Below are 22,548 nucleotides of genomic sequence, written 5' to 3' on the forward strand. Positions count from 1 at the left end.
CGGCATTGCGCCGAGGCGGGTTTTTTGTTTTTACATCAGCGGCATTGCTCGCTGCACGATATCAATCAGCGGCTGCGGATAGATACCGAAGATCAGCACCAGCAGCGCAGAGATAAGCACTACGATACCACCGGCGCTGTACTGCCAGTTGGATGGCGCATCGCGGTTGAGCTGCTGAGGCGCGCTCAGGTACAGGCTCACGGCCACGCGCAGGTAGTAGTAGAGACCAATCGCGGAGCCAATAACCACGCCCGCAGTCAGCCACCACAGGTGCGCCTGCACGCCGACGGCCAGCACGTAGAACTTACCGATAAAGCCGAGCGTCATCGGAATACCTGCCAGAGAGAGCATCATCACGGTCATCACCGCGGACAGGATCGGACGGTGCCAGAACAGACCACGGTAGGAGAACAGTGAATCGGCATCCGGGCCACGGTACGGGCTGGACATCAGGCTCACCACGCCGAAGGCGCCGAGGCTGCTGAACAGGTAACCGGCCAGATAGACGCCCACGGTTTCCATCGACATCTCACCGCTCTGCAGCGCAATCAGCGCCACCATCAGGTAGCCCAGATGAGAGATAGACGAGTAGCCCAGCAGACGTTTGATGTTGGTCTGGCTCAGCGCCATCAGGTTACCGAAGATGATGGAGACGAACGCGATGATGCCCAGCACCACGCGTACCGCTTCACTGTCACCCACCGGGGCGTACAGGAACAGACGCATGACCACACCGAAGATAGCGATTTTGCTCGCCGTCGCCAGGAAGGTCGACACCGGAGCCGGCGCACCCTGGTAGACGTCTGGCGTCCACAGGTGGAACGGAACCAGAGAGAGCTTGAAGCCAAGGCCCACGATCATCATGCCCAGACCCGCCAGCAGCAGCGGCTCATGCAGCATGCCATCACCGAGGCTCTTGCCGAGCGCCATGAAGGAGAGGTTACCGGACTGTGCGTACAGCAGCGCAATACCAAACAGCAGGAAGGACGACGCAGCAGCAGACAGAATGGTGTACTTGATGCTCGCTTCAAGAGAGCGCTTCTGACGGAAGGCGTAACCAATCAGGCCGAACAGCGGCAAAGAGATCAGCTCAATACCGAGGAACAGCGCGGCCAGGTGGTTGGCATTCGCCAGCAGAATGCCGCCCAGCGCGGCAATCAGAACCAGCAGGTAAAACTCTTCTTTGTTGTCGTTGTAGCCTTCGAGCCACGGGTACGCAAAGGTACAGGTTGCCAGGCTCGCCAGCAGCACCAGACCGGTATACAGCATGGCGTAACCGTCAACGCGCATCAGCGGAGTGACGTCCATCGCCCCGCCCTGGCCAACAAACCAGAGAGAGACTAACGCGGCGTTCAGGCCGATGACCGACAGCGTGGCATTCAGGAAGTGATTGCGTCGCCACGCAATGGAGAGCATCACAACCACCACCGTCAATCCGACGATCAGCAGCGGTAGCAGCGCGATCAGTTGTTGTGGAGTTATTGTCATGGCGAATTACGGCCTTGTAGTAGAAGCAGAATTAACAAACCACTGCTGGATGTTACCCATCGCACTATGCGAGGTATCCAGAATCGGCTGCGGGAAGAAGCCCAGCAGCACCAGCAGTACGACCAGCAGCAGGATGATGAACAGCTCACGCAGCGACATCCCCGGCAGTTCTTGTGCAGCAATTTCGCTCTTCGCTTTACCGAAGTAAGCGCGGTGCAGCATCGCCAGCGAGTAGACGGAAGCGAACACCAGACCAAAGGTGGAGATCACGGTAATCACCGGTACCACTTTGAAGCTGCCGAACAGAATCATAAATTCGCCGACGAAGTTACCGGTACCCGGCATCCCCAGGGTAGCAACAGCGAAGAACATGGAGAGCGCTGGCAGCCACTTAATTTTGCTCCACAGACCGCCCATCATGCGCATGTCGCGGGTATGCAGACGTTCGTACAGCTGACCACACAGGATGAAGAGACCGGCTGCGGACAGACCGTGCGCAATCATCTGGATCACCGCGCCCTGGTACGCCAGCTGGCTGCCGGTGTAGATAGCAATCAGCACGAAGCCCATGTGGGAAACGGAGGTGTAAGCAATCAGACGCTTGATGTCATACTGCGTGAAGGCCATCCACGCGCCGTAGAAGATACCGATCACACCCAGCCACATGGCAATCGGTGCGAACTCTGCGGAGGCGTTCGGGAACAGCGGCAGTGCGAAACGCAGCAGACCGTAGGCCGCCGTTTTCAGCAAGATGCCCGCCAGGTCAACGGAACCCGCCGTTGGTGCCTGAGAGTGCGCGTCTGGAAGCCAGCCGTGCAGCGGAACCACCGGCATTTTCACCGCGAAGGCAATGAAGAAGCCCAGCATCAGCAGGTATTCAACGCCGTGGGACATTGGCGTTTTAAGCAGATCTTCGTAGTTGAAGGTCCAGGTGCCGGTCGCGTTATGGTGAACAAACACCAGCGCCAGAATGGCAATCAGCATCACCAGACCACTCGCCTGGGTATAGATGAAGAACTTGGTGGCCGCCGTGATACGCGTTTTACCGTCGGAGGCCTTGTGGCCCCACAGCGCGATCAGGAAGTACATCGGCACCAGCATCATCTCCCAGAAGAAGAAGAACAGGAACATGTCGATGGCAAGGAACACGCCGATCACGCCGCCCAGGATCCACATCAGGTTCAGGTGGAAGAAGCCCTGGTATTTTTCGATTTCTCGCCAGGAGCAGAGTACCGCCAGAACGCCGAGCAGACCGGTCAGCACCACCATCAGCAGCGACAGACCGTCAATCGCCAGGTGGATCGTAATGCCGAAACGCGGGATCCACGGCAGGATGAACTCAGACTGCCACTGCGGAATGCCCGCAGACTGGGTCAGTGAGTAACCGCCCTGCAACCACAGTTGCAGGCCAAGCGCGAGCGTCAATCCCATGGTGATCAGCGCGATCCAGCGCGGCATCTTCACGCCAAAGCGTTCGGTCTGCCAGCACAGGAAGCCGCCGATGAAGGGAATTAATATTAGCCAGGGTAGTAACATGGCGATTTACATTCCTTTTTAAGGCCCCCAGCAGGGGCCTGATTTTCAACGAATTCGAATAAAATTCACTTAACGATCAACGCAACACCATCAGCAGCGCCAGCACGACAACCGCACCGATGCTCATGGACGCCACATACCAGCGCAGGTATCCGTTCTCGCTGTACAGCAGGCCTTTACCTGCAAAGCGGGAGAGGATCGCCGGGATGTTCATCAGGCTGTTCAGCGGGTCGCGTTTCAGCAGCCACGCAATGCCCAGGAACGGCTTAACGAAGATCATGTCGTACAGCCAGTCGAAGCCCCACGCGTTGTACCACCAGGTGCCCAGCAGACGGCCCGGCGCACTGTTGGCAACGGCAGTCACCAGCGTACGTTTGCCCAGCCACAGCCATGCTGCAATCAGGATGCCCGCGATAGCGACCACACCGGAGGTGATTTCAAGCGTCAGAACGCGACCGTGCTCAAGCTCGGTGGTGTCTGGCAGTACGCCCTGCAGCGGAGGCACAATCATCGCGCCAACGAAGGTGGAGAGTACCAGCAGCACAATCAGCGGCAGGTGGTGGGTAATCCCCTTCCCTGCGTGAGCGTGAATTTGTTCTTTACCGTGGAATACGATGAAAATCATACGGAAGGTATACAGGGAGGTCATGAACGCACCGACCAGACCCGCAACCATCAGATTGATATGACCATTCGCCATGGCACCGGCAAGGATTTCGTCCTTACTGAAGAAGCCCGCGGTAATCAGCGGCAGTGCCGCCAGCGCCGCGCCGCCCACCAGGAAGCAGACATACACCAGCGGAATGGACTTACGCAGTCCGCCCATCTTGAAGATGTTCTGCTCGTGGTGGCAGGCCAGAATCACGGAACCGGATGAGAGGAACAGCAGCGCTTTAAAGAACGCGTGCGTCATCAGGTGGAAAATGGCTGCGTCCCACGCCTGAACGCCCAGCGCGAGGAACATATAACCAATCTGGCTCATGGTGGAGTACGCGAGAACGCGTTTGATGTCGGTCTGCACCAGCGCGGCAAAGCCTGCCAGCACCAGCGTGACCGCACCGACGATACCCACCAGGTGCAGAATTTCCGGAGTCATCAGGAACAGGCCATGGGTACGCGCAATCAGGTACACACCGGCGGTAACCATGGTCGCGGCGTGGATCAGCGCGGAGACAGGGGTTGGACCCGCCATCGCGTCGGCCAGCCATGTCTGCAACGGCAACTGTGCGGATTTACCCACAGCACCACCCAGCAGCATCAGCGTTGCCCACCACAGCATGTTGTTGCCTGCAGCGAAGTGCGCTGGCGCCAGTTCCACCATTTCGCGGAAGTTCAGCGTGCCCAGTTCGTTGTAGAGAATGAACAGCGCGAAAGCGAGGAACACGTCACCCACGCGGGTCACGACGAACGCTTTCATGGCCGCTGCGCCATTCTTCGGATCGGTGTAGTAGAAACCGATCAGCAGGTAAGAACACAGACCTACGCCTTCCCAGCCCAGATACATCAGCAGCAGGTTATCGGCCAGAACCAATACCACCATGCTGGCGATAAACAGGTTGGTGTAGGCGAAGAAGCGGGAGTATCCCTCTTCACCGCGCATATACCAGGAGGCGAACATGTGGATCAGGAAGCCGACGCCGGTAACCACGGAAAGCATGGTCAGCGAGAGGCCGTCCAGCACCAGGTTGAAACCGATGTTGAAATCACCGACCGACATCCAGGTCCACAGCGGTACGCTGAAAGGCTGACGTCCGTTGTTAAAGAAGTCGATACCCGCATACGCTGTGACCAGCGCAGCCAGACCGACAGAGCCCATGCCAACGGCCGCAGACAGATTCTCAGACCAGCGGCCCCGAGAAAACGCCAGCAGCACGAAGCCAATCAGCGGAAAAATAATGGTTAAGGCAAGCATGTTCATCCACGCAACTCACTTACTGAATCGATGTTCAGATTCTGGCGGCGACGATGGAGCTGCAGCAACAGCGCCAGGCCAATACTCGCTTCGGCAGCCGCGAGGCTGATGGCGAGAATGTACATCACCTGACCATCGGTCTGGCCCCAGTAGCTTCCGGCGACCACGAAGGCCAGCGCGGAGGCGTTAATCATGATTTCCAGGCCGATCAGCATAAACAGCAGATTGCGGCGGATAACCAGACCGGTCAGACCCAGAACGAATAAAATCGCAGCGAGGATCAGTCCATGTGTTAAGGGGATCATGCGCGCTCCTCCGTTTTTCTTTTCGCGCGGTCGTCAGTGCGGTTGCTCAGCACCTCGCCAGCACGCTCTTCGCGGCCAACGTGGAAAGCCACAACCAGGCCTGCCAGCAGCAGCATTGAGGCCAGTTCCACCGCCAGAACGTATGGGCCAAAGAGTGTAATACCTACCTCTTTCGCGCCGATTGGCGTGCCGTCGATGCCCTGATCGTTAACACCCAGAATGGCGTAAACGATCACCACCAGCATGATGGCCGACAGAATTGCCGGACCAATCCACACCTGCGGTTTTAACCACTGACGTTCCTGCTCAATTTCAGAGCCGCCCAGGTTCAGCATCATCACCACGAACACGAACAGCACCATGATGGCCCCGGCGTAGACAATGATTTCCAGCGCACCGGCAAAGTGCGCGCCCAGTGCGAAGAACACCCCGGAAATGGCCAGCAGCGAGATAATTAAGTACAGCAGCGCATGCACCGGATTGGTGTGCGTGATCACTCGCAGCGTAGCCAGGATGGCGATAAGGCCACAGATATAAAAAGCGAATTCCATTGCCCTCTCCTTACGGTAACAGGCTCTTGACGTCGATAGGCTTAGCTTCGTTCTCTGCTTCGCCCTTATCTTTGCCGTCGATTGCCATACCCGCCATCCGGTAGAAGTTATATTCCGGGTATTTGCCCGGACCGGAAATCAGCAGATCCTCTTTCTCGTACACCAGGTCCTGACGCTTGTACTCACCCAGCTCGAAGTCTGGAGTCAGCTGAATCGCCGTGGTTGGGCACGCTTCTTCACACAGACCGCAGAAAATGCAGCGTGAGAAGTTGATGCGGAAGAACTCAGGGTACCAGCGGCCGTCTACCGTCTCTGCTTTTTGCAGAGAGATACAGCCCACTGGACACGCTACCGCACACAGGTTACAGGCAACGCAGCGCTCGGAACCGTCCGGGTCGCGCGTCAGCACGATACGTCCACGGTAGCGCGGCGGCAGATATACCGGCTCTTCCGGGTACATCCGGGTTTCGCGTTTGGCAAACGCATGCAGGCCGATCATCCAGATACTGCGTACCTGGGTACCGAAGCCTACCAGTAATTCTTTTAAGGTCATGGTCTATAGCCCCTTATGGCTGCTGCCAGAGAATGACAGCTGCCGTTACCAACAAGTTGACGAGCGTCAGCGGCAGGCACACTTTCCAGCCGAAGGACATTACCTGGTCATAACGCGGACGCGGTAACGCTGCGCGAATCAAAATGAACATCATCATGAAGAACGCGGTTTTCAGCGCGAACCAGATGAACGGCGGTAAGAACGGGCCATGCCAGCCACCAAAGAACAGCGTTACCATCAACGCGGAAATGGTGACGATACCGATGTACTCGCCCACGAAGAACAGACCGAACTTCATACCGGAATATTCAATGTGGTAACCGTCGGCCAGTTCCTGTTCGGCTTCTGGCTGGTCAAACGGGTGACGGTGACACACCGCCACGCCCGCGATAGCAAAGGTAATAAACCCAAAGAACTGCGGGATAACGTTCCAGATGTCGGCCTGGTTGTTGACGATGTCGGTCATGTTAAACGAACCGGCCTGCGCCACCACGCCCATCAGGGAGAGACCCAGGAACACTTCGTAGCTCAGCGTCTGCGCGGAAGCACGCATCGCACCCAGCAGGGAGTATTTGTTGTTACTGGACCAGCCTGCGAACAGCACCGCGTAAACCGCGAGGCCTGCCATCATCAGGAAGAACAGAATGCCGATGTTCAGGTCAGCGACCACCCAGGTCGGGCTGACCGGAACGATAGCAAACGCCAGCAGCAGCGAGGTGAAGGCGATCATCGGTGCCAGAGTAAAGATCACGCGGTCCGAGAAGCGCGGGATCCAGTCCTCTTTAAAGAACATCTTGATCATGTCCGCGACCAGCTGGAGTGAACCACCCCAGCCTACGCGGTTCGGTCCGTAACGGTTCTGGAACAGACCGAGCAGACGACGTTCACCAAAGCTCATGAACGCGCCGCAGGTGACCACCACCAGCAGGATAACAATCGCTTTCAGAATGCTCAGCAGGATGTCGATAAGATCCGGCGTTAACCAACTCATGCTTTTGCCTCCTGCAGATTATCAAGACGCGCACCCGCCAGTACCGGCGCGATGCCAGGCATACCCATCGGCAGACCCACCTGCCCTGCTGTCAGACCTTCAGAGATAATCAGCGGCAGGCTGATTGTCTGGCCGTCATAGCTAAAGGCGATGTTCGCACCCGCGTTGACGCCAAGCTTCGCGGCATCTGCCGGGTTGAGCTTGATGTACGGCTGCGGCATGCGGGTCTGGAAGACCGGTGAACGCTGGGACAGCTCGTCGCTACCAAACAGATGATAGTACGGCGCAATACGCCAGCTACCGTCCTGCGCCTGGAAACTCGCTGGAACGGTAGTGAAGAAGTCCAGACCGGTTTCGGAGGCTTCAATCAGACGCACGCCCGGATCGCCGTGCCGCAGGGAGCCACCCACTTCAGCCTGGAACTTGTTCCATGCCTGCGGGGAGTTCCAGCCCGGCGCCCATGCGAATGGGATTTGCGAACGCGGCGCAGACGGCTGGTTGTTCCCTTCCATGGAGAAGGCGAACATGGTGTCTTTATCCTGCGGCTGGCGCGGTTCGTGCACGCTGATATTGGCGCGCATCGCGGTACGGCCGCTGTAGCGGTGCGGTTCACGCGCCAGTTTCTGGCCGCGAATGCGGAAGCTTGCTTCAGGTGCGGCATCTTTAATGCCTGCCAGCTGAGGCAGTTTTTCGACTACCGCGTCGATAACGTGGTCAAGCTGCGTCCAGTCCACTTCACGGCTCTGCACGGTGCTGTGCAGGGAGTGCAGCCAGCGCCAGCTTTCCAGCATCACGGTGTTGCTGTCGTAGTACGCCGGGTCGTAAACCTGGAAGAAACGCTGCGCGCGGCCTTCGTTGTTGATAACGGTACCGTCGCTTTCTGCGAAGCTTGCCGCAGAGAGCACCAGGTGCGCTTTGTCCATGATCGCGGTGCGCTGATGGTCAATCACCATTACCAGCGGCGCTTTGGAGAGCGCGGCGTCAACGCGAGCGGCAGACGCGTGGCGATGCAGGTCGTTTTCCAGCACCACAACGGCGTCAGCAGAACCGGATTCCAGTTCGCTTAACGCTTCTTCCAGCGAACCGCCGCCAATCATACCCAGACCGATGCTGTTCACCGCACGGGCAATCATGGTGACGCCGACGTCCGCACCGCGGCCTTTCAGGGCTTTGGCAACGTTGGCTGCCGCCTGAATGATCTCGGCGCTGCCGGCGTTGGTACCGGAAATAATCAGTGGTTTCTTCGCCCCCGCCAGCGCCTGAACAATCACGTCGACCTTGTTTTGCAGGTCGCGATCCAGTTCGACGGCCGGAGAGTTGCTGTCCAGCGCGTGGGCAATGGCAAAGCCGAGGCGCGCCTGATCTTCAACCGGCGCGCAGTAGGTCCACGCGGCGATATCGTCCAGACGGGTGTTGTCGACGTTGGTCACAAACAGAGGATGCTTCGCGCGCTGGCCGATGTTGAGGATGGCCGCAATCTGCCAGTCAGCCACTTTCTGCGCCGCTGCCATTTCACGCGCTTTGCCCTTCACTGCCTGGCGAACCGCCAGAGCCGCGCGTGCGCCGGTTTGCGTCAGGTCTTCCCCCAGAACCAGAACCGCATCATAAGATTCGATTTCGCGCAGCGCAGGGGTATGAATACCGCCTTCACGCAGCACTTTCAGTACCAGCTGCAGACGTTCCTGCTCGCCCTGGGCGATACCGGTATAGAAGTTTTCCGCACCCACCAGCTCGCGCAGCGCAAAGTTGCTTTCGATGCTGGCGCGCGGGGAGCCGATACCGATCACTTTCTTCGACTGGCGCAGAATATCTGCCGCGCCCTGCATCGCCTGTTCAGCGTTCAGGGTAATGAAGTCGTCGCCACGGCGCTGAACTGGCTGACGCGGACGGTCTTTCAGGTTCACATAGCCATAGCCGAAACGACCGCGGTCGCAGAGGAAGTAGTGGTTAACAGTACCGTTGTATCGGTTTTCGATACGACGCAGTTCGCCGTAACGCTCACCCGGGCTGGTGTTACAGCCAAGGGAACACTGCTGGCAGATGCTTGGCGCAAACTGCATATCCCATTTACGGTTGTAACGCTCGGAGTGCGTTTTATCGGTGAATACGCCGGTCGGGCAGATTTCTACCAGGTTACCGGAGAATTCGCTTTCCAGCGTACCGTCTTCCGGACGACCAAAGTAGACGTTGTCATGCGCGCCATATACGCCCAGATCCTGTCCGTCTGCATAATCTTTGTAATAACGCACGCAGCGGTAGCAGGCGATGCAGCGGTTCATTTCGTGAGAGATGAACGGCCCCAGGTCCTGGTTACGGTGGGTACGCTTGGTAAAGCGATAGCGACGGAAGCTGTGACCGGTCATAACGGTCATATCCTGGAGGTGGCAGTTACCGCCCTCTTCACAAACCGGACAGTCGTGCGGGTGGTTGGTCATCAACCACTCCACCACGCTTTCACGGAACTGTTTGGCTTCTTCGTCATCAATCGAAATAAAGGTGCCTTCGGTGGCTGGCGTCATACAGGACATCACCAGGCGACCACGCGTGTCTTCCGCGTTTTGATATTGCTTCACCGCACACTGGCGGCAAGCACCGACGCTGCCCAGCGCCGGATGCCAGCAAAAGTACGGAATATCGAGGCCAAGAGACAGACAAGCTTCCAGCAGGTTGTCCGCCCCGTTGACTTCGTATTCTTTGCCGTCTACATGAATCGTAGCCATTAGCATGCTTCCAGTTGGCTCGGCCGAAACCGAGCGTTAATCAAAATTCTGTTTTTACCAGCGCGCTTTCAGCAGGTTCGGCTGAATACCATTGATTGAATGGGTATTGCTGAACGGCTGCTTGATGCCTGCTTCGAATTCGTCGCGGAAATATTTAATCGCGCTCTGCAGCGGCTCGACGGCACCCGGTGCGTGGGCACAGAAGGTTTTGCCTGGGCCTAAGAATCGACACAGTTGCTCAAGTGTCTCGATATCGCCAGGCTGGCCTTCGCCACGTTCGATTGCACGCAGGATCTTCACGCTCCACGGCAGACCGTCACGGCACGGTGTACACCAGCCGCAGGACTCGCGGGCGAAGAACTCTTCCAGGTTACGCACCAGCGAGACCATGCCGATCTCGTGGTCGACGGCCATCGCCAGCGCCGTACCCAGACGGCTGCCTGCTTTACCAATGCTTTCGAATTCCATCGGCAGATCGAGGTGGGCTTCGGTCAGGAAGTCAGTCCCTGCCCCACCCGGCTGCCAGGCTTTGAATTTCAGGCCATCGCGCATGCCGCCCGCGTAGTCTTCAAGAATTTCACGTGCGGTGGTACCGAACGGCAGTTCCCAGACGCCAGGATTTTTAACGCGACCAGAGAAGCCCATCAGCTTTGTACCGGCATCTTTGCTTGAGGAGATGCCCTGATACCACTCCACGCCGTTGGCGAGAATAGCCGGAACGTTACACAGGGTTTCGACGTTGTTTACGCAGGTCGGTTTACCCCATACGCCGGAGCTTGCCGGGAACGGTGGCTTAGAGCGCGGGTTCGCACGGCGGCCTTCCAGGGAGTTTATCAGCGCGGTTTCTTCACCGCAGATATAACGCCCGGCACCGGTGTGCACGAACAGTTCGAAGTCAAACCCGGTGCCCAGGATATTTTTCCCAAGCAAGCCCGCTTCGGTGGCTTCCGCAATCGCGCGACGCAGGTTTTCTGCCGCTTCGATGTACTCACCGCGCAGGAAGATGTAGCCACGGTAGGCTTTCAGCGCAAACGCGGAGATCAGCATGCCTTCCACCAGCAGGTGCGGCAGCTGCTCCATCAGCAGGCGGTCTTTATAGGTGCCCGGCTCCATTTCATCGGCGTTACACAGCAGGTAACGGATGTTCATGGATTCGTCTTTCGGCATCAGGCTCCACTTGAGACCGGTGGAGAAGCCCGCACCGCCGCGCCCTTTCAGGCCGGAGTCTTTCACCGCATTAACGATGTCATCCGGCGCCATGCCGCCGAGGGCTTTACGCGCACCGGCATAGCCGTTTTTGCTCTGGTATTCGTCGAGCCATACCGGCTGTTTGTCATCGCGCAGACGCCAGGTCAGCGGATGCGTCTCAGCAGTACGAATTACAGTTTTCATTTGTACTGCTCCAGCAGGTCAGGAATCGCTTCCGGCGTCAGATGGCTGTGAGTGTCCTCATCAATCATCATGGTCGGCCCCTTGTCGCAGTTACCCAGGCAGCAGGTTGGCAGCAGAGTAAAGCGTCCATCGAACGTGGTCTGGCCCGGCTTGATATTGAGTTTTTTCTCAATCGCAGCCTGAATACCCTGGTAACCGGTGATATGGCAGACCACGCTGTCACAGTAGCGGATCACATGGCGGCCAACCGGCTGACGGAAGATCTGGCTGTAGAACGTGGCTACGCCTTCTACGTCACTTGCCGGAATACCCAGCACTTTTGCGATCTCGTAGATCGCCCCATCCGGCACCCAGCCACGCTGTTTCTGTACGATTTTCAGCGCTTCAATGGACGCCGCACGCGGGTCTTCGTAGTGGTGCATCTCATGCTCAATGGCGGCACGTTCTGCTTCACTCAGCTCAAAAGCCTCGGTTTGTGGTTGTTGATTCTCGTGCATAATTAGCGGTCCACATCTGACATAACAAAATCGATACTACCCAGATACACAATCAGGTCGGAGACCAGACTGCCGCGGATGGCGGACGGGATCTGCTGCAGGTGCGCAAAGCTCGGCGTACGCACGCGGGTACGGTAGCTCATGGTGCTGCCGTCGCTGGTCAGGTAGTAACTGTTAATACCCTTGGTCGCTTCAATCATCTGGAAGGATTCTTGCGCCGGCATGACCGGACCCCAGGAAACCTGCAGGAAGTGGGTGATCAGGGTTTCGATATGTTGCAGCGTGCGCTCTTTCGGTGGCGGCGTCGTCAGCGGGTGATCCGCCTTGAACGGGCCTTCCGGCATGTTGTTGAGGCACTGCTCAAGGATGCGCAGACTCTGGCGCAGCTCTTCCACTTTCAGCATCACGCGGGTGTAGCAGTCGGACACGCCGCCGCCAACCGGGACTTCAAAGTCGAAGTTCTCGTAACCAGAGTAAGGACGGGCTTTACGCACGTCGAAATCAATACCCGTCGCACGCAGACCTGCACCTGTCGTACCCCACTCCAGCGCTTCTTTCGCGCCGTAGGCAGCAACGCCCTGGGAACGGCCTTTCAGGATGGAGTTACGCAGCGCGGCTTTCTCGTAAGACGCAAGACGTTTTGGCATCCAGTCGAGGAATTCACGCAGCAGACGGTCCCAGCCGCGCGGCAGATCGTGTGCCACACCGCCGATACGGAACCAGGCCGGGTGCATACGGAAACCGGTAATCGCTTCCACCAGATCGTAGATTTTCTGACGGTCGGTAAAGGCGAAGAACACTGGCGTCATCGCGCCGACGTCCTGAATGAACGTGGAGATGTACAGCAGGTGGCTGTTGATACGGAACAGTTCTGACAGCATCACGCGAATCACGTTAACGCGATCCGGGACGGTGATGCCTGCCAGTTTCTCAACGGCCAGCACGTATGGCATTTCGTTTACACAGCCGCCGAGGTACTCGATACGGTCGGTATACGGAATGTAGCTGTGCCAGGACTGACGCTCGCCCATCTTCTCAGCACCACGGTGGTGGTAGCCGATGTCAGGGACGCAGTCGACAATCTCTTCGCCATCAAGCTGAAGAATAATACGGAATGCACCGTGCGCAGACGGGTGGTTTGGACCGAGGTTGAGGAACATGAAATCCTCATTTTCGGTACCGCGCTTCATGCCCCAGTCTTCCGGCTTGAAGGTCAGCGCTTCCATCTCCAGATCCTGCTTGGCTTTGGTCAGCTCAAACGGATCGAATTCGGTTGCACGTGCCGGGTAATCTTTACGCAGCGGGTGGCCGGTCCAGGTCTGCGGCATCATGATGCGCGTCAGGTGCGGGTGGCCGTCGAAGGTCATGCCGAACATTTCCCAGGTTTCACGCTCATACCAGTTGGCGTTCGGGAAAAGTTTGGTGATCGTCGGCAGATGCATGTCGTTTTCAGACAATGCCACCTTGAGCATGATATCCGTGTTGCGGTCTATTGAGATCAGATGGTAGAAAACGGAAAAATCCGCAGCAGGGAGACCCTGGCGGTGCGTTCTCAGACGTTCGTCCATGCCGTGTAAGTCAAACAGCATGACGTAAGGTTTTGGCAATTTCTTGAGGAAATCGACAACTTCCAGCAATTGCTCACGCTTCACCCAAACAACGGGTACCCCGGTGCGGGTCGCCTGAACAGTAAAGGCATCCGGCCCAAAACGGTTGCGCAGTTCGCCAATGACCGGGTCATCGAGATGATCCCGGGTCTGCCATGCGGCTTCTTGCGCGGTTAAGTCGGTCATATTGTTCACCATTGCAAATGGTCCGTGGTGACTGTTGAGCCTGGCTTCGCGCTATTTGAGTAGTGATATGCGAAGGTGTTCTCCAGGCCTACAGGCGCAAATTAAATTTCGTCAGGCGTACGCAGGTTGGTGACGGCAATACGTTCACCACGTTTACGCTCGCGCTCAGACTGCATGTTCGCGCGATAAACACCCTGATCGCCAACAACCCATGAGAGTGGGCGGCGTTCTTTACCGATAGATTCCTGCAGCAGCATCAGCGCCTGCATATAGGCTTCTGGACGCGGCGGGCAGCCCGGGATGTAAACATCCACCGGAATGAACTTATCAACGCCCTGCACAACGGAATAAATGTCGTACATACCGCCAGAGTTTGCACATGCGCCCATGGAAATAACCCATTTTGGCTCCAGCATCTGGTCATACAGACGCTGAATAACAGGTGCCATCTTGGTAAAGCAGGTACCGGCGACCACCATCAGGTCAGCCTGACGTGGGGAAGCACGCAGTACCTCGGCCCCAAAACGCGCAACGTCATGCACCGCAGTGAATGACGTCACCATTTCAACGTAGCAGCAAGAAAGGCCAAAGTTGTATGGCCAGATGGAGTTCTTACGACCCCAGTTGACCATATCGTGCATGGCATGTTCGAGCTTGCCCATGTACACGCTTTTATTGACTTCTTGCTCCAGGGGGTCGGTTACGATCTCCTGTTTTTGCAGGGGGTAACGGTCATTCTCACCGTTAGGATCTATGCGGGTGAGCGTATAATCCATCTTATTGCCTCGCTGTTACTGCTGACGATTAGAGATACTGTTTTCCGGGTTGATGTGTTCACGACGTGAACGCGCAGGCGTCCAGTCAAGCGCGCCAATACGCACCAGATAAACCAGACCGGCCAGTAACACTAAAATGAAAATTGCGGCCTCGACAAAGCCCACCCAACCACTTTCGCGGATGGAGGTCGACCATGCGAACAGGTAAAGCGCTTCCACGTCGAAGATGACGAAGAACATCGCTACCAGATAGAACTTGGCAGACAGGCGTAAGCGAGCGGAACCTACTGAATCAATACCTGATTCGAAAGGTGTGTTTTTGTGCCTTGCACGGGCGCGACCGCCCAGGAACCAGCCGCCGACTAACATCAGGCAGCACAGGCCAATGGCTACAATAAGAAAGATTGCGAATGCCCAGTGATGAGCGATGACTTCTGTGGATGTTGACATACTCATTGCTTACTCATCAAAAGTGATACCGATGACACTGCTCTTGCTGGCAGATAGGCATCACATCGATTCATGGGGAGGAACAAATAACCTTACACTAACTGTCTGAAATGAGACGTAGACAGCAAAATGATGGGGTTTTTTACTCCTTTCTATAACCTATTGTCAACTTTAACAAAGGTTTCTTCACATTAAATTACATCGAGCGATTCTCATTAACATTTGGTGCCCTTTAACCCTGGTGGGTACATGACTTTCCGTCAAATGCATGTTGTTGAATCGTGTCCGTTTTGGAAGTAAAAAAAATAACCCTCCTATTTTGACAGGATTTGCCAACGATTCCTCCCCCCAAATAGGAGTATTTTCTTGATCTGAGACACGCTTTTGTTAATTCAACCAAAAAAACGGCAACATATTTGCTGTTTTTTTAACATTGATGGGTTATGGATGAACTTAGAACGGAAAGCGAACAACATTTAAGCAAAAGCATTTATGGCATTGATAAATAGCATGTATTTGTTAATCCCCTTCGCCTCAAGGGGATATCATTGCTAAAAAAAAGCCACTGCGTGCGAAAACGACACGAGTGGCTTTTTTTTACACTTACAATTTGTTACCAGAATTTTGAGCGATTGATCACTCAAAGTCACCTTCAACGATCAGGGAATCATCCCCTCCTTCGGAGGTAACATGCTCGAACTGCCACGGGTTATGGTAGTTTTGCATCGCCTCGAACACCACTTTCGCCAGCTCGTTATGACTGGATGCATTATGGCAAAGCAGGTACTCGGTATCCGGCAGCGCAGGTAGCCCGTCTGATTTACCGAGAACGCGCAGATCCGGGCTCATCATCTCCACCGGACGGGCCGTCACGCCAAGACCGGCTTTCACGGCGGCACGAACCGCAGGCAGAGTGGACGCCACATATGCCAGACGCCATGGAATGTTGGCTTCATTTAACGCCGTCAACACCATGTCGCGGAACGGGCTCGGATCGTCCAGTAATACCAGCGGAACGGGTTCCCCTTTTTGCAGCACATATTCAGCTGCGCAATACCAGTGCGTTGGCGATGTGCGCAAGGTCAGACAATCAAATTGTCCGGGACGATGCGTGGTGACCACCAGATCAACCTTATTCTCATTTAACATCTCAACCATAAAGGCGTTGCGTTTAACGCTAACATCCAGCGCAAGCTTCGGATAAACCGAACTAATTCGATTGAGAAGAAACGGCAATATAGTATCCGCTGACTCATCAGATGCCCCTAAAGTTAACACTCCCTGAAGGTTGCTAAACATTAATGACATACATGCTTCATCATTAAAGCGAAGAATTTTCCTGGCATAACCCAGAAGCTGAATACCGTGTTCCGTTAAGAGCTTATTACGCCCGTGTCGGGCAAAAAGCTCTTTACCAACCAGTTGCTCCAGCCGCTGCATTTGCTGGCTCACGGCGGACTGAGTTCGGCAGACGGCGGCAGCAGCAGCTGCAAAAGTGTTGAGATCGGCGACCGCAACAAACGTTCTCAGCAGATCGAGGTCGAGATTCATTATCGGACGATTTGCATTTATCATATCTATTCACTTTCAGGTTGCTCGTGCGGAGCTGCCCGGGTTGAAGCTGTGTGTAACAGTTAAGCAATTCCCTCTGAAGATTTTCCCTCGCATCCCGGCCCGGCAGACTGCCTGACAGATAGTTATTGTGCTGCTTTATATCAACAGTCAGAAAGCACGTTTCATGACGTTATTTTTATTCTCTTAAACGTTCAGGATATTTAGATGTTCGCAGGTGTATGTAAATTACATTAAAGGCGTAACACCTTTTCTGCCATCTGTATCGCAGCGTTGTCAACGTAGCAGGAGATGTTTGACACATCCCGGCCAGAGATAACTCCAACAATAACAATCAATTAAATCGGAAAATCAGTTTCAGATATACAAACCCAGTACATCTTTCATCAGCTTTCCCTAAAGACATCTTAACCCAAATCCACTTTATTTATAAGTCTTATTGCAATATTAAGGATTAAAGGGCTTTGTTAAGCTTCTAAACTAATTTTATTAAAATTAACTAAAGTTGCATTTTGTTCGTTAATAATAAATAAACTTTAATTTAGATTAAGGTCATTCATTAATAACACTTAACATTAATTTCACATGAGTAACTTTTAGCCTCCCCAGGCTATTACTGCAAGTTCTCGGCAACATTCAGGTTTTACGAAGTGTCACGCAACGTGATTTCTGTTGCCGATCTGCATGTCATTCATTTTACATCAGGACAATATACAAGATTTATAAAAACTCACAGCATAATAAACCTTAAAATCTGATTTGCGCATTGCATTTATGCACAAATATAGCGCACAGACAGCGTAAAAGATTCGCCATAATTTCGCGCCATGCACAAAATCTTCTCCTGCACACCCTTCAAAACGAAGCGTGGGGGGAGTACATTATTCCGTGCTGACTTCCACGGCAGGGAGTGGCGATAATAGCGAAAAGGTTAAAGGTTCATGTCCCCTATCGAAAAATCCAGCAAGCTAGATAACGTCTGTTATGACATCCGTGGCCCGGTTCTGAAAGAGGCAAAACGCCTTGAAGAAGAAGGCAATAAGGTTCTTAAACTCAACATTGGTAACCCCGCGCCATTTGGTTTTGAAGCGCCGGATGAGATTCTGGTTGATGTGATCCGCAACCTGCCTACTGCACAAGGCTATTGCGATTCAAAAGGACTTTACTCCGCACGAAAAGCCATCATGCAGCACTACCAGGCGCGCGGTATGCGTGATGTCACCGTTGAAGATATCTATATTGGCAACGGTGTCTCTGAACTGATTGTTCAGGCGATGCAGGCGCTGCTGAACAGCGGCGACGAAATGCTGGTGCCCGCGCCAGATTATCCACTGTGGACGGCGGCGGTGTCGCTGTCCAGCGGTAAAGCGGTGCATTATCTTTGCGACGAGTCCTCTGACTGGTTCCCGGATCTGGACGACATTCGCGCGAAAATTACGCCACGCACGCGCGGCATCGTGATTATCAACCCGAACAACCCGACGGGCGCGGTCTACTCAAAGGAGCTGCTGATGGAGATCGTAGAGATCGCCCGCCAGCACAACCTGATCATCTTCGCTGACGAAATCTACGACAAGATCCTGTATGACGCGGCGCAGCACCACTCTATTGCCGCGCTGGCGCCGGATCTGCTGACCGTCACCTTTAACGGCCTGTCTAAAACCTACCGCGTGGCCGGTTTCCGTCAGGGCTGGATGGTGCTGAACGGCCCGAAAAAGCACGCGAAAGGCTATATTGAAGGGCTTGAGATGCTGGCATCGATGCGGCTTTGTGCCAACGTACCGGCGCAGCACGCGATCCAGACGGCACTCGGCGGCTATCAGAGCATTAGCGAGTTTATCGTTCCTGGCGGTCGCCTGTACGAACAGCGCAACCGTGCGTGGGAACTGATCAACGATATCCCGGGCGTGTCCTGCGTCAAGCCGAACGGCGCGCTGTATATGTTCCCGAAAATTGACGCTAAGCGCTTCAATATCCACGACGACCAGAAAATGGTGCTCGATTTCCTGTTACAGGAAAAAGTGCTGCTGGTTCAGGGGACGGCATTTAACTGGCCGTGGCCGGACCACGTGCGTATCGTGACGCTGCCGCGCGAAGACGATCTCGAAATGGCGATTAGCCGCTTTGGGCGCTTCCTCTCTGGATATCATCAGTAATCTTAAAATCAGGCTACTTCGGTAGCCTGATTTGCATCTTCCCTCCCCTCCCCGCACAATGAAGTCCTGTCGCAGTGAAGACAAAAGGTAACCTATGAGTCAGAGTCATTTCTTCGCCCACCTCTCCCGCCTGAAACTGATCAACCGCTGGCCGCTGATGCGCAACGTGCGTACAGAGAACGTGTCTGAGCACAGTTTGCAGGTTGCTATGGTCGCTCATGCGCTGGCTGCGATTAAGAATCGCAAATTTAACGGGCAGGTGAATGCCGAGCGTATCGCCCTGCTGGCGATGTACCACGACGCCTCGGAAGTGCTGACCGGCGATCTGCCTACGCCGGTGAAATATTTCAACTCGCAGATTGCGCAGGAATATAAGGCTATCGAGAAGATTGCCCAGCAGAAGCTGATTGCTATGGTGCCCGAAGAGCTGCGCGATATCTTTGAGCCGCTCATCGACGAGCATCAGTATACGGAAGAGGAAAAGTCGCTGGTCAAGCAGGCCGACGCGCTGTGTGCCTATCTGAAGTGTCTGGAAGAGCTGTCTGCGGGCAATAATGAGTTTTTACTGGCGAAAACGCGTCTGGAAAAAACGCTGGAATCCCGCCGCAGCGAAGAGATGGACTATTTCATGCAGGTATTTGTGCCGAGCTTTCATCTGTCGCTGGATGAAATCAGCCAGGATTCGCCGCTTTAACTATTCGCCCAGCGCCGCTGGGCGATGTTCTCAGAACGGGAATAAAACCGGAATTAATACCACGCACACCACCATCACCAGCACGGTGAACGGCACGCCCAGCTTCACGAAATCGCTGAACTTATAATTCCCCGGACCCAGCACCAGCGTATTCACCGGCGATGAAACCGGCGTCATAAACGCCGCGGAGGCCGCCATCGCAACCATCATCGCAAACGGATAAGGTGAGACGCCCATGGATTTCGCCATCGCCAGCGCGATAGGCGCCATCAGCACCGCCGTCGCGGTATTGGAGATAAACAACCCAATTGAAGCGCACATGATAAACAGACAGACCATCATCATGTACGGCCCATACCCGCCGCCAACGTCCATTAAGCCTTTGACAATTAAATCTACCCCGCCGGTTTTTTGCAGCGCCAGAGCGAAGGGCATCATCCCGACGATAAGAATAATGCTCGGCCAGTGAATGGCTTTATAGGCGCTTTCGGCGTCAATGCAGCGGAATTTCCCCATCAGCAGGCAGGCGATAATAGCCGCGACCGGATTGGGGATCTCGTCGGTCAGCATCAGCGCGACCATCAGCACCAGACAGAAAATCGCATGGGGCGCCTGGCTGTGCGCCGGAGAAGCATCGCTCTCTTCTACCGGCATGTTGAGCACCACAAAATCGCGACCTTTTTGCCCGAGCTGGCTAATCAGCTTCCAGTTACCGACAACCAGAAAGATATCGCCCAGCAGGATCGGCTCATCCACTACCGCCCCTTCCATCGCCACGCCATCGCGCTTCAGCCCGACGACGTTAAGGCCATAGCGGGTACGGAACCCCATTTCACGCACGGTTTTACCCAGCAGTTCCGATTCCGGGATCAGAGATACCTCAGCCATGCCAACATCCAGCGCCTGATCGGAAAAATACTCCCCGCGCAGCACCATCGGCTCCAGCAGTTGTTCACTGCAAAACTCACGCAGATCCACTTCGGCGGTAGACATATCAATCAGCAGGACGTCTCGCGCGCGGAATTCGGACACCCCGTTAACATTAACGATCACCCGGCGGAAACGGCGCCAGCGCTCCACCCCGATCACGTTCGCGCCGTAGCGTTCACGCAGTCTGAGGTCGTCAAGCCGCTGGCCGACCATCGGCGAACCGGGGCGAATAGCCAGGCGGCGCGCTCGCCCGGTGAGACGGTACTCTTTAATCAGATCGCGGAAGGTGCGTCGTTTCCACCCTTCTTTGCTTTTATCCTGTTTGTCGCCTTTCAGAGCAAAACGGGTCAGCAGCATGTAAACCACGCCCATTGCAAGAATCACCAGCCCAAGCGGGGTGACGCTGAAAAAACTAAAGCCCTGAAATCCTTCCCGGATCAGCTCGCTGTTGACGACCAGGTTCGGCGGCGTCGCGACAAGCGTCATCATCCCGCTGATCAAACCGGCAAAGCTCAGGGGCATCATCAGGCGCGACGGCGAGCTCTGCATCCGCATGGAGACGCTCAGCACCACCGGAATAAAGATGGCGACCACGCCCGTTGAGCTCATAAACGCTCCCAGCCCCGCGACAGTCAGCATCAGGTAGATCAACATTTTGGTTTCACTGTTGCCGGCCACCTTGACCAGCCACGCGCCCATGATGGTTGCTACGCCAGTGCGGACAAGACCATCGCCGATGATAAACAGAGCAGCAATCAGGATAACGTTGGGGTCGCTAAACCCAGAGAAAGCTTCCGGAAGCGTGAGCGTGCCGCTCAGCACAAACGCGACGATGACAAACAGGGCGACGGCATCCATGCGCACCTTGCCCGTGGCGAAAAGAATAATGGCGATTAACAGCAGGCTCAGGACCCAAATCAGTTCACCGTTCACAACCTATCCTTGTCAGTGGAAGATGATGAATTTTGCCATAAAAAAGCCCCAGCAGCGTGGGGCTATATCATGGGATTACATTTTTAGCGAGACGGTTACAACTCCGTCTGGCGCTTTCGACACCACCAGCGCCGTCAGGGAATCAATCACAAAATCCGCCTCATCCAGCCGGTGGGACCCCGCCGGAACGTTAACGGCAATGACGTGGCTCCCGGCGTTCAGCCCTGCCAATACGCCCGCCGCCGCGTCTTCCACCACCACACAGTCTGCGGGTGCAAAACCCAGCTGTTCAGCCCCGAGCAGGAACGCATCGGGCTCGGGTTTCCCGCGCTTAACGCGTTCTGCGGTAATGAACACCTCCGGCGTCGGTAAACCGGCAGCCTTATGGCGCGCATGGGCTACAGGAATCGAACCGGACGTGACGATAGCCCACGGGATCTGTGCTTCGTTCAGATGCTCAAGCAGTTCGCGCGCGCCGGGCAGCGCGGCGATGCCATCGGTATCGGTGGCTTCAATTTGCTCAAGATATTTGAACTCTGCCTGAATCTCTTCCTCAGAACGCCCCGCTAAGAAGTGCCGCAATGAGGTAATGGCCTGTTTGCCATGGATGAAATTCAATACGTCCTGATGGTCGATGCCGTGCCGGTCGGCCCAATGGCACCACGAGCGCTCAACAACCGGCAGCGAATCCACCAGCGTACCGTCCAGATCAAACAGAAAACCTTTACACTGCACACGCACCTCCGTCAGGCATTAATGATTTGTTGAATTTCGTTGCTGCTTAAATGGTACTGACGCGGGCAGGCGTGCCACGCGCTCAGCATGCGCTGGTATTTATCCCACATTGGGGTCTGCGCGTTGAAGCCGTGAGTGCCCGCATCAAAGTGGGTATAACGTCCTTCGGTGTTCACCATAAAGCGAACGTAGCTCAGATAGCGCGCTTCCGTCGCGGCATCAAAGCCTAAGAAGGTCACACGACGTTCGTCAATGGTCTGCTGGTCTTTGAGATTAGTCCAGGACACATGCAGGGCGTGGTACATCTCCATAATGTCGATCACGATGCGGCAGGTTTCTTCTTTCAGCTCGCCAAACTCGCGGTCCAGTTCGCGCATTTGCAAACCAAACCCACGTTCGACGATGGTCTGCAGGCGGCTGTAGCGCGCAGCGTTATCGGGATCAAGCATTGTCATCATCTTGTACTGGTTAGACAAAATCAGACGTTGAGCATGGGTCATTTCCATCTTTCGACTCCTGTAGCGCATTGCACTGTAAAAAAAAGACACGGTAACGGTTTGTTAC

19 protein-coding genes are annotated in these 22,548 nt (G+C 55.2%); 2 read left to right on the forward strand and 17 right to left on the reverse strand.

Annotated elements, in window-relative coordinates:
• Positions 1 to 30 precede the first annotated feature (30 nt).
• From nuoN to lrhA, 14 genes are all read right to left on the reverse strand, one after another.
• On the reverse strand, positions 31 to 1,488 hold the full coding sequence (nuoN, locus tag ACWKXT_RS11535) for an NADH-quinone oxidoreductase subunit NuoN (RefSeq protein WP_454528981.1): 1,458 nt from the start codon (positions 1,486 to 1,488) through the stop codon (positions 31 to 33).
• Between the two features lie 6 nt (positions 1,489 to 1,494).
• Positions 1,495 to 3,024: an NADH-quinone oxidoreductase subunit M gene (gene nuoM / locus ACWKXT_RS11540; RefSeq protein ID WP_023312532.1), complete on the reverse strand. Its 1,530-nt coding sequence runs from the start codon at positions 3,022 to 3,024 to the stop codon at positions 1,495 to 1,497.
• A gap of 76 nt (positions 3,025 to 3,100) precedes the next feature.
• Positions 3,101 to 4,942: an NADH-quinone oxidoreductase subunit L gene (gene nuoL, locus ACWKXT_RS11545; RefSeq protein ID WP_454528982.1), complete on the reverse strand. Its 1,842-nt coding sequence runs from the start codon at positions 4,940 to 4,942 to the stop codon at positions 3,101 to 3,103.
• On the reverse strand, positions 4,939 to 5,241 hold the full coding sequence (gene nuoK, locus ACWKXT_RS11550) for an NADH-quinone oxidoreductase subunit NuoK (protein ID WP_003861496.1): 303 nt from the start codon (positions 5,239 to 5,241) through the stop codon (positions 4,939 to 4,941). The genes nuoL and nuoK overlap by 4 nt, the downstream gene beginning before the upstream one ends.
• Positions 5,238 to 5,792 (reverse strand): NADH-quinone oxidoreductase subunit J, encoded by a 555-nt coding sequence (nuoJ, locus tag ACWKXT_RS11555; RefSeq protein WP_008500212.1) that lies wholly within the window; start codon positions 5,790 to 5,792, stop codon positions 5,238 to 5,240. The genes nuoK and nuoJ overlap by 4 nt, the downstream gene beginning before the upstream one ends.
• Positions 5,793 to 5,802: 10 nt before the next feature.
• Positions 5,803 to 6,345, reverse strand: a complete 543-nt coding sequence (gene nuoI / locus ACWKXT_RS11560) for an NADH-quinone oxidoreductase subunit NuoI (RefSeq protein ID WP_003861491.1) — start codon at positions 6,343 to 6,345, stop codon at positions 5,803 to 5,805.
• 13 nt (positions 6,346 to 6,358) lie between these two features.
• Complete coding sequence (nuoH, locus tag ACWKXT_RS11565; RefSeq protein WP_008500211.1) at positions 6,359 to 7,336, reverse strand: NADH-quinone oxidoreductase subunit NuoH; 978 nt, start codon at positions 7,334 to 7,336, stop codon at positions 6,359 to 6,361.
• Positions 7,333 to 10,056, reverse strand: coding sequence for an NADH-quinone oxidoreductase subunit NuoG (nuoG, locus tag ACWKXT_RS11570; protein WP_454532495.1), 2,724 nt, complete (start codon positions 10,054 to 10,056; stop codon positions 7,333 to 7,335). The genes nuoH and nuoG overlap by 4 nt, the downstream gene beginning before the upstream one ends.
• Positions 10,057 to 10,110: 54 nt before the next feature.
• Positions 10,111 to 11,448, reverse strand: a complete 1,338-nt coding sequence (gene nuoF / locus ACWKXT_RS11575) for an NADH-quinone oxidoreductase subunit NuoF (protein ID WP_006811381.1) — start codon at positions 11,446 to 11,448, stop codon at positions 10,111 to 10,113.
• Positions 11,445 to 11,945 carry an NADH-quinone oxidoreductase subunit NuoE gene (gene nuoE, locus ACWKXT_RS11580; protein ID WP_006176513.1) on the reverse strand — a complete coding sequence of 167 codons (501 nt, stop codon included), beginning with the start codon at positions 11,943 to 11,945 and terminating at the stop codon, positions 11,445 to 11,447. The genes nuoF and nuoE overlap by 4 nt, the downstream gene beginning before the upstream one ends.
• 2 nt (positions 11,946 to 11,947) lie before the next feature.
• Entirely contained in the window at positions 11,948 to 13,750 is a 1,803-nt protein-coding gene (gene nuoC / locus ACWKXT_RS11585) for an NADH-quinone oxidoreductase subunit C/D (RefSeq protein ID WP_148419923.1), read from the reverse strand.
• An 89-nt stretch (positions 13,751 to 13,839) separates the two neighbouring features.
• Positions 13,840 to 14,514, reverse strand: a complete 675-nt coding sequence (gene nuoB, locus ACWKXT_RS11590) for an NADH-quinone oxidoreductase subunit NuoB (protein ID WP_003861482.1) — start codon at positions 14,512 to 14,514, stop codon at positions 13,840 to 13,842.
• Between the two features lie 15 nt (positions 14,515 to 14,529).
• A complete protein-coding gene (nuoA, locus tag ACWKXT_RS11595) occupies positions 14,530 to 14,970 on the reverse strand; it encodes an NADH-quinone oxidoreductase subunit NuoA (protein WP_014171000.1) in 441 nt (146 codons plus the stop codon).
• A 630-nt stretch (positions 14,971 to 15,600) separates the two neighbouring features.
• Positions 15,601 to 16,539, reverse strand: coding sequence for a transcriptional regulator LrhA (lrhA, locus tag ACWKXT_RS11600; RefSeq protein ID WP_080328555.1), 939 nt, complete (start codon positions 16,537 to 16,539; stop codon positions 15,601 to 15,603).
• 938 nt (positions 16,540 to 17,477) lie between these two features.
• Between lrhA and alaA the strand changes: the two genes are divergently transcribed.
• Together alaA and yfbR are read left to right on the forward strand one after the other, a co-directional pair.
• Positions 17,478 to 18,692: an alanine transaminase AlaA gene (gene alaA / locus ACWKXT_RS11605; RefSeq protein WP_003861471.1), complete on the forward strand. Its 1,215-nt coding sequence runs from the start codon at positions 17,478 to 17,480 to the stop codon at positions 18,690 to 18,692.
• Between the two features lie 94 nt (positions 18,693 to 18,786).
• Entirely contained in the window at positions 18,787 to 19,386 is a 600-nt protein-coding gene (yfbR, locus tag ACWKXT_RS11610) for a 5'-deoxynucleotidase (RefSeq protein ID WP_454528984.1), read from the forward strand.
• Positions 19,387 to 19,416: 30 nt separating this feature from the next.
• On the opposite strand, the gene ACWKXT_RS11615 is transcribed toward yfbR, so the two are convergent.
• The 3 genes from ACWKXT_RS11615 to ACWKXT_RS11625 all read right to left on the reverse strand — a co-directional run bounded on the left by ACWKXT_RS11615 (position 19,417) and on the right by ACWKXT_RS11625 (position 22,490).
• A complete protein-coding gene (locus ACWKXT_RS11615) occupies positions 19,417 to 21,249 on the reverse strand; it encodes an SLC13 family permease (protein WP_080328554.1) in 1,833 nt (610 codons plus the stop codon).
• 75 nt (positions 21,250 to 21,324) lie between these two features.
• Positions 21,325 to 21,984 (reverse strand): sugar phosphatase, encoded by a 660-nt coding sequence (locus ACWKXT_RS11620; RefSeq protein ID WP_454528985.1) that lies wholly within the window; start codon positions 21,982 to 21,984, stop codon positions 21,325 to 21,327.
• Positions 21,985 to 21,995: 11 nt separating this feature from the next.
• Positions 21,996 to 22,490 carry a YfbU family protein gene (locus tag ACWKXT_RS11625; protein WP_003861461.1) on the reverse strand — a complete coding sequence of 165 codons (495 nt, stop codon included), beginning with the start codon at positions 22,488 to 22,490 and terminating at the stop codon, positions 21,996 to 21,998.
• Positions 22,491 to 22,548 lie beyond the last annotated feature (58 nt).

Source organism: Enterobacter sp. UPMP701, from assembly GCF_053709515.1.

What these genes read in the sequence shown, in the direction of transcription:
- nuoN (WP_454528981.1), bottom strand. Translation starts at nt 1,488, where the DNA reads ATGACAATAACTCCACAACAACTGATCGCGCTGCTACCGCTGCTGATC.
- nuoM (WP_023312532.1), bottom strand. Translation starts at nt 3,024, where the DNA reads ATGTTACTACCCTGGCTAATATTAATTCCCTTCATCGGCGGCTTCCTG.
- nuoL (WP_454528982.1), bottom strand. Translation starts at nt 4,942, where the DNA reads ATGAACATGCTTGCCTTAACCATTATTTTTCCGCTGATTGGCTTCGTG.
- nuoK (WP_003861496.1), bottom strand. Translation starts at nt 5,241, where the DNA reads ATGATCCCCTTAACACATGGACTGATCCTCGCTGCGATTTTATTCGTT.
- nuoJ (WP_008500212.1), bottom strand. Translation starts at nt 5,792, where the DNA reads ATGGAATTCGCTTTTTATATCTGTGGCCTTATCGCCATCCTGGCTACG.
- nuoI (WP_003861491.1), bottom strand. Translation starts at nt 6,345, where the DNA reads ATGACCTTAAAAGAATTACTGGTAGGCTTCGGTACCCAGGTACGCAGT.
- nuoH (WP_008500211.1), bottom strand. Translation starts at nt 7,336, where the DNA reads ATGAGTTGGTTAACGCCGGATCTTATCGACATCCTGCTGAGCATTCTG.
- nuoG (WP_454532495.1), bottom strand. Translation starts at nt 10,056, where the DNA reads ATGGCTACGATTCATGTAGACGGCAAAGAATACGAAGTCAACGGGGCG.
- nuoF (WP_006811381.1), bottom strand. Translation starts at nt 11,448, where the DNA reads ATGAAAACTGTAATTCGTACTGCTGAGACGCATCCGCTGACCTGGCGT.
- nuoE (WP_006176513.1), bottom strand. Translation starts at nt 11,945, where the DNA reads ATGCACGAGAATCAACAACCACAAACCGAGGCTTTTGAGCTGAGTGAA.
- nuoC (WP_148419923.1), bottom strand. Translation starts at nt 13,750, where the DNA reads ATGGTGAACAATATGACCGACTTAACCGCGCAAGAAGCCGCATGGCAG.
- nuoB (WP_003861482.1), bottom strand. Translation starts at nt 14,514, where the DNA reads ATGGATTATACGCTCACCCGCATAGATCCTAACGGTGAGAATGACCGT.
- nuoA (WP_014171000.1), bottom strand. Translation starts at nt 14,970, where the DNA reads ATGAGTATGTCAACATCCACAGAAGTCATCGCTCATCACTGGGCATTC.
- lrhA (WP_080328555.1), bottom strand. Translation starts at nt 16,539, where the DNA reads ATGATAAATGCAAATCGTCCGATAATGAATCTCGACCTCGATCTGCTG.
- alaA (WP_003861471.1), top strand. Translation starts at nt 17,478, where the DNA reads ATGTCCCCTATCGAAAAATCCAGCAAGCTAGATAACGTCTGTTATGAC.
- yfbR (WP_454528984.1), top strand. Translation starts at nt 18,787, where the DNA reads ATGAGTCAGAGTCATTTCTTCGCCCACCTCTCCCGCCTGAAACTGATC.
- ACWKXT_RS11625 (WP_003861461.1), bottom strand. Translation starts at nt 22,490, where the DNA reads ATGGAAATGACCCATGCTCAACGTCTGATTTTGTCTAACCAGTACAAG.